Raw genomic sequence first — 6,395 nt, 5'->3', positions numbered from 1 at the left:
ACCCGGAGCGACCGGCCGCCGAAGGTGTCGGCGAGCTGCCGCAGCGCGCCGGCCAGGCCCTCGCCGTCGAGGCACGCGGGGGCCAGGCCGTCGGTGATCCGGCGCAGTTCGGTGATCGCCTGGCCGATGCCCGTGGACGCCGCGGTGAGCGATTCGGCGGCGGTGGAGCCGGCGGGCAGGCCGGTGCGGGCGGTGTCGACCCGCAGGCGCAGGCCGGAGAGGGCGGGGCCGAGGCCGTCGTGGAGGTCGTGGCGCAGGCGCCGGCGTTCCTCCTCGCGGGCCAGGACGAGCCGCTCGCGGCTGGCCCTGAGGTCCTGGTAGAGGCCGAGCGAGGCGATCGCGGGCGAGGCCTGGTCGGCGAGGAGGCGCAGCACCGCGCGGTCCTGCCGGTCGAGTTCGGGCTGCCCGGGGCGTGGCGGCACCAGCAGTTCGCCGATCTCGGCGCCTTCGTAGGTGAGCGGGAAGCCCTCGTACGTGAGCGGGGTTCCGTCCGTGGGCGGTGTTCCGTCCGTGGGCGGTGTTCCGTCCGCGGGCGGGCTTTCGTACTCCGGCGGATCGCCCTCGGGCGGGTCCTCCGGTCCGAGCCGGGCCAGCTCGCGCGGCCCCCAGCGGGTCCGGACCCGGACGGCGGCGGCCGGCAGCCCGAGGGCCTCGACGACCGTACGGCAGAGCAGCGGCGGTGCGTCCGCCGGGTTGACGGCGTGGCTCATCCGCTCGGCGAGTTGCCGCACCAGCTGGTACGGGTGGGCCCGCTCGCCGTAGTAGTACCGGTCGACGGCGCGCCCGACGCCCCGCGCGGCCGGTCGCAGCAGCGCGCCGAGGATTCCCGCCGCCGCCACCTGCCACCACCGTGCGCCGGACGCGGTACCGGGCAGGAGGCGGTACGTCAGGTAGGCGACGAGCAGGACGGCGACGAAGAGCAGCGTGCAGAAGGCGTAGGCCGTCAGGTAGCGCCGGGTGACGAGGTCCAGGGAGAGCCGCCGGTCGCGCCGGAACGCGGCGAGCGGCACGAGCATCCAGGCGGCCTCACCGGCCACGATGACCGCGTACGGCAGCCACGCGGGGTAGTCGCCGAGGTAGTGCGGGACGGTGGCCAGCGCGGCCCACACCCCGTAGACGAGCGTGACCTCGCGCAGGTGCGGGTGCGATCCGGGCGAGCGCCACCAGCGGACCGCGGCCACCGTCAGGGTGAACACGAGGCTGCCGGCGAACACGTCCATGCCGTACGGGCCGAGCCACCCGTCCAGCCAGGCGAACAGCGCGGTGTCGTGGAGCGGGTTGGGCAGGCCGTCGAACGCGGGCACCCGGGCGGTGTTGGCGAACGCGAGCACCGCGCTCCAGGCCGCCACCAGGACGGTGATCGAGCGCCAGATCCCGCCGGGCAGCCGGGCGTCGGGGAGCCAGAGCGGGAAGCCGATCACCAGGAAGGCGTTGGCGATGTCGGCGGTCAGCACGAGCGCCATGACCGCGCCGAGGACCGCAGGACCGGCACCGGCGAGCGCGGCGGCGAGGAGCACCAGCGCGCGCGACGACTGGAGCAGCCCGCTGACCAGCAGGAGCGCGCCGAGCGCCGGGCTGTTCCCGTTGACCACCAGGAACAGGCCGGCGAGCGTGAAGGTCAGACCGAGCGCGACCCAGACACCGTCGTAGAAGTAGTGCCCGCTGACACTCTCCGTCCCGGGGTGGGTGAGGGCGAGGAGCGACCACAGCGCCGCGCACGACAGCGCTCCCCCGGCAACCGCCAGGGTTCCGACGAACCGGCCGCCACCGCTCCCGAACCCGCTCATCCGGCCACCGCCTCTCTGGGCCCCCTGGTCCTCCCCCATGCTCCGCGCGGCCGCGTCCCGACCGCACGGGCCACCGGTCCCGGTTCCGGTTCCGACGGATCGGCCGCAGCCGTTCCCCGGCCCCTATCGCCTCGGTTCCGACGGGATCGGCCACAACCCATCCCTCGCCCCTACGGCCTCGGGCCCGCCGCCGCGTACAGGGTCGTGCCGAGCGTCAGCAGGGTCAGCGCCGTCGCGGTGGACGCCGGGGTGCCGGGGGGAAACGTCATCCAGTGGAGCACCTCCCCCACGGTGCCGCCCGGTGGCGGGGCGAGGAGGGTGAACCCGAGCCAGCCGGTCGGCAGGGTCCACGCGAAGTGGGCTCCGCACAGCACCGCGCCCAGTGCGGCCAGGCCGGCCAGGCCCGCCGCGGCCCGGACGACGAGTTCGGTGGGGGCCAGCTGCGCTCCCGTCGCCTGGACCGCCAGCAGCGCGGCGCCGGCGAACGCGCCGATGAGCAGGACGTGCGCCGCGCGGCGGGGTGCCCAGCGGATCGCGGCCGTCCGCTCCAGGACCACGTCCGTACCGCCGAGTCCGACGGAGGCGGCGGCCACGCACGTGGTGAGGACGAGGACCGCGATGCCCACGTCCGCGCGGTCCGAGCCCTCGAGGGCCCGGAGCGCCGCCGTGACGACGGCGATCGCGGCGGCCGAGGCGGGCACCTGCCGCGAACGGGCGTACAGGGCGAGCCACCTCATCGTGCCGCCTCCCCGGTCAGTGCCCGGAGGTGGCCGTAGCCCGAGCAGGAGACGGTCGCGGCACGCAGTTCCGCGATCCGGGTGCGCTGCTCGGCCGGCGGCAGTGCCGTCAGCCTCTGCCAGGCGGCCTCGGCCTCCGCCCAGGTCGTGAGCGCGTACCTCTCGGTGCCCCGGTCCTCCAGCGGCTGGAACCGGACGTCGTGGAGGGCCCAGCTCACGGCGATGCTCTGGACGGCGACGCCGAGGCGGCCCCCGCCCTCCCGGTCGTTGTCCCCGTGGCAGCTCGGTGCCAGGCCCTTCCCGATCAGCACGCGGGTCAGCTGGTCACCCGTCGCGTCGCGCAGCAGCCGTTCGTCGAAGTCCACCATCACCACGTCGGCGGAGAGCGCGCGTTCGTCGCCGAGCGCGTAGAGCGCGGTGTCCTCCCGCACCGAGCTCGGCGCCGTGTCACCGAGGACGTCGTGCAGCACGCGCAGCGCCTCCTTGCCGCGCAGCGTGAGCTCGGGCAGGCGGGAACGGTTCGCCTGTGTCACGCACACCGGCCCGTCGCAGACGAGCGCGGCGGCGGTCTTGTCGACGACGTAGGAGTCGCGGGCGTCGGCCGGGAGGACCGCCAGGGCCAGGGCCGCCCCGGCCAGGACGGGGACCACCGCGAACAGCCGGCTCCGGCGCGTCGTGGCGGCCACCAGGGCGAAGCCGGTACCCAGCAGGCCGAGCAGCCAGAGCGTTTGACCGAGGTTCACGGAGCCGGACAGGGTCAGCAGCATCTGCCGCGGATCCACGGTCACCGGGGAGAACAGGGCGAGCCGGTTCGGTGCCATGCCCGACGGCACGGCGCCGTCGCCGTTCTGCCGCAGGAGGAAGCTCCCCAGCATCAGGAAGGTCACCACCAGGGCTGGCGGGGCGAGCACGGACGGCAGCGCCCGTGCGACGCCCATGCCGAACACGGCCCCCGCGACGAGTGCCAGTACCGCCACGAGCGAGATCGGCACCCAGCCAAGCGGCACGTACGTGGTCCGGCCGAGCGCCACCTGCACCCCGCCCACCAGGACCAGCAGACCAAAGCCCGCCCCCAGCACGAGCGCCATCGCACCCGCCGGCAGCGCCGCACGCCGCCAGGCCGGCCGCGGCGTGGTGCTCAGCAACTCGCCCATCCGCGAACGGGAGTCGCGCAGCCCGTACGCCGCCCCCAGGCCCACCACGAGCGGCCACCAGAAGCCGAGCAGGTACCGGGTCCACATCGCCATGGACGTCCACTGGGCCGTCCAGCCCGCGTTGCCCCGCCACCAGATGCCGTCGATCAGGAAGAAGACCGCCAGGCTGCCCACCAGCACGACACCGCCGGCCCACGGCGCGACCGAGCGCCGAAGCTCGGTCCGCAGCACCCGCCCGTTCACCACGTACCCCCCGGCTGCGCGGAGTTGCTCAGCAGCGCCGAGTACCCGCGCTCCAACGGGCTGTCGCCCGGGTGCTCGGGACCGCCCGCCGCGGCCAGGGCCTCCGGCGTGCCCTGGAAGACGAGGCGGCCGTCGGCGAACAACACCACGTCGGAGCAGGCGGCCGCGACGTCCTCGACCAGGTGGGTCGAGACGATCACGCAGGCCTCGCGGCCCAACTCCTGCAGCAGTTCGCGCAGCCGAAGCCGCTGCGCCGGGTCCAGGCCGACGGTCGGCTCGTCCAGCAGCAGCACCGTGGGGTCGTTGACGATGGCCTGGGCGATGCCGGCCCGCCGCACCATGCCCCCGGACAGCGTCTTCATCCGGTGGTCGGCGCGGTCCGCCAGGCCGACCCGCTCTACAGCCCGCTGGACGGCCGCCGGGATGTCCGCCTTCGGGACCTCCTTCAACCAGGCCATGTACTCGACGAACTCGCGCACCGTGAAGCGCTTGTAGTAGCCGAACTCCTGCGGCAGATAGCCGATCCGGCGACGCAGGGCGCGGTGGTCGCCCATCGCGCCCACGGGGGTGCCGAGCAGCTCCAGCGAACCGGCGGCGGGACGCAGGACGGTGGCCAGAGCGCGGATCAGGGTGGTCTTGCCGGCCCCGTTGGGCCCCAGGAGGCCGTGGGTGCCGGTGCCCAGGGCGAGGTCGAGCCCGTCGACGGCGAGCTTGCGCCGTCCGGCGCGCACGCTGAGGCCGGTGGCCCGGACCTCCCAGGCGTAGGTCTTCGGCGCGGTGTCGACCGCGCTCGTGGCAGGTGTCATGGATGGTCCCTTTCGGGGGTCATCGGTAAGGGCTTTGGGGGCAACGAGGGCTTCAGAAAGCCGAGTAGACGTTCCGGCGGGCGACGACGGCGCCCGTTCCGAGCGCAAGGACCAGTCCCCACAGGGGCAATCCGCTCGTCTCCAGGACGACGGGAACGCGTTCGGTGACCCATGCGGGCACCATGACGGCGACGCCCCACACGGCCGCCAGACCGGCAGCGGCGCGGGTCACGCCGATGACGCTGCCCAGCGCCAGGGCGGCGGAGGTGAAGGCCAGGGAGGGCAGCAACCACTGCGCGGCCGTCATGGTTCCGGTCAGCCAGCCCTCCAGCAGGAGCCCCGGCAGGACGACGGCGAGCACCGCCGTGGTGCGCCGGAGGAGCAGGGGCAGTCCGGCGCGAGCGGTCGAGGCCGTCAGCTCGTGTGCCGGATCCAGGCCGCGCGACCACGCGGCGGCGACACCGCACAGCGGCAGCACCGGCGCGACCAGCAGCACGAGCGACGGGCCGCCGAGGACCGTCGACGGCGCGGCCTCGTCCAGCAGCAGCGCGACCAGCGTGACGGCGGCGGTCATGGCCAGCCAGGGCGCCATGACGGGCGTCAACCAGGCCGACACCCACCTCGGGCGCCACCGCCTGGCGGGCGCCTGGACGGCGGCGGCCAACTGCGGCTCCAGGCCGGCCCGGACCGTATCGACAAGCGCGGCGATGCCGGGCGCCTCCGTGGGGACCGCCGCCGCCAAGCGGCTCCGGCAGGGCGCGCACGTCTCCAGATGGGCCTCCAGCGCCCAGAGCGTGTCCGCGGGCAGATCGACGTCACCGCGCGCGTAGTCGGCGATCAATCGCGCCGCGGCGTGTTCCGTCGGGTGTTCCGTCGGGTGTCTTTCCGTCTGTTCTGAGCTCATGTCAGCTCCTCCCGCATCGCGATCCGGGCCCGGCGCGCACGCGTCTTGACGGTGCCTTCGGGCAGCCTGAGCAGAACGGCCGTCTCCCGGACGGAAAGCCCGTCGAGCACCATGGCCTGGAGAACCTGCCGGAGCTCCGGCGCCAGCCGCCGCAGCGCATCACCGACGTCGCCGCCGACGGTCCCGGCGAGCGCCTCCTCCTCCGCCGCGGGCACCACCGCCAACTCGGCGGCGGCGACCGGCGGTTCCGCGTGGTGGGCCCGGCGCCGGAACGCGTCGACCAGCCGGCGCGCGGCGATCGTCCACAGCCACCCGACGGCCGTCCCGCCGACCACACTCCCCGCGAACGCGCCGGCCGCGCGCCACACCGCCAGGTACGTCTCCTGCATGACCTCGGCGACGATCTGCTCGTCCGAACAACGACGGCGCAACCGCACCGCCAGCCACGGCGACGTTCGGCCGTACAACTCGTCGAACGCCGCACGGTCACCTCTGGCCACCAGCCGGAGGAGGCGCTCCTCGTCCAGCTCGTCCAGTGCTCTCCTGCGTGATCTCACACCAGCCAGACGCCGGATACGGCGCACAGGTTCTTCGTTCGGAGTGACCTGCGTCACAATCCGGGCTGCCGGCGGGCTCCGCGTGGAGGTACTCGGGCATGCGGACGGACTGCCCGGAAATGCGAAAAGCCCCCGATCCGAATGGATCAGGGGCTTTTCAGAAGAATTGTTCGGCGGCGTCCTACTCTCCCACAGGGTCCCCCCTGC

At 74.3% G+C, this 6,395-nt stretch carries 6 protein-coding genes; all 6 read right to left on the bottom strand.

Features of this window, described 5'->3' with window-relative positions; genetic code table 11:
* Positions 1 to 1,787, bottom strand: a 1,787-nt coding sequence (locus AB0O00_RS26460) for a histidine kinase (RefSeq protein ID WP_363655802.1), incomplete at its 3' end; no start/stop codon positions are given.
* Positions 1,788 to 1,957: 170 nt separating this feature from the next.
* A complete protein-coding gene (locus tag AB0O00_RS26455) occupies positions 1,958 to 2,524 on the bottom strand; it encodes a hypothetical protein (protein ID WP_363655800.1) in 567 nt (188 codons plus the stop codon).
* Positions 2,521 to 3,921 carry a hypothetical protein gene (locus tag AB0O00_RS26450; RefSeq protein ID WP_363655798.1) on the bottom strand — a complete coding sequence of 467 codons (1,401 nt, stop codon included), beginning with the start codon at positions 3,919 to 3,921 and terminating at the stop codon, positions 2,521 to 2,523. The genes AB0O00_RS26455 and AB0O00_RS26450 overlap by 4 nt, the downstream gene beginning before the upstream one ends.
* Positions 3,918 to 4,727: an ATP-binding cassette domain-containing protein gene (locus AB0O00_RS26445; RefSeq protein WP_363655796.1), complete on the bottom strand. Its 810-nt coding sequence runs from the start codon at positions 4,725 to 4,727 to the stop codon at positions 3,918 to 3,920. Before AB0O00_RS26445 ends, AB0O00_RS26450 begins: the two co-directional genes overlap by 4 nt.
* Before the next feature lie 52 nt (positions 4,728 to 4,779).
* Positions 4,780 to 5,631: a zf-HC2 domain-containing protein gene (locus AB0O00_RS26440; RefSeq protein WP_363655794.1), complete on the bottom strand. Its 852-nt coding sequence runs from the start codon at positions 5,629 to 5,631 to the stop codon at positions 4,780 to 4,782.
* The gene (locus AB0O00_RS26435; protein WP_363655792.1) at positions 5,628 to 6,188 is read right to left on the bottom strand and encodes an RNA polymerase sigma factor; all 561 of its coding nucleotides are present in this window, start codon (positions 6,186 to 6,188) and stop codon (positions 5,628 to 5,630) included. Before AB0O00_RS26435 ends, AB0O00_RS26440 begins: the two co-directional genes overlap by 4 nt.
* Between the last annotated feature and the right edge of the window lie 207 nt (positions 6,189 to 6,395).

It is taken from the genome of Kitasatospora sp. NPDC093558 (genome assembly GCF_040683475.1).
Lineage (GTDB): Bacteria > Actinomycetota > Actinomycetes > Streptomycetales > Streptomycetaceae > Kitasatospora.
This window is presented reverse-complemented; position numbering and strand designations above follow the sequence as displayed.

Excerpts from the sequence above, each read along its gene's own strand:
- AB0O00_RS26445 (WP_363655796.1), bottom strand. The coding sequence starts at position 4,727 with ATGACACCTGCCACGAGCGCGGTCGACACCGCGCCGAAGACCTACGCC.
- AB0O00_RS26440 (WP_363655794.1), bottom strand. The coding sequence starts at position 5,631 with ATGAGCTCAGAACAGACGGAAAGACACCCGACGGAACACCCGACGGAA.
- AB0O00_RS26455 (WP_363655800.1), bottom strand. The coding sequence starts at position 2,524 with ATGAGGTGGCTCGCCCTGTACGCCCGTTCGCGGCAGGTGCCCGCCTCG.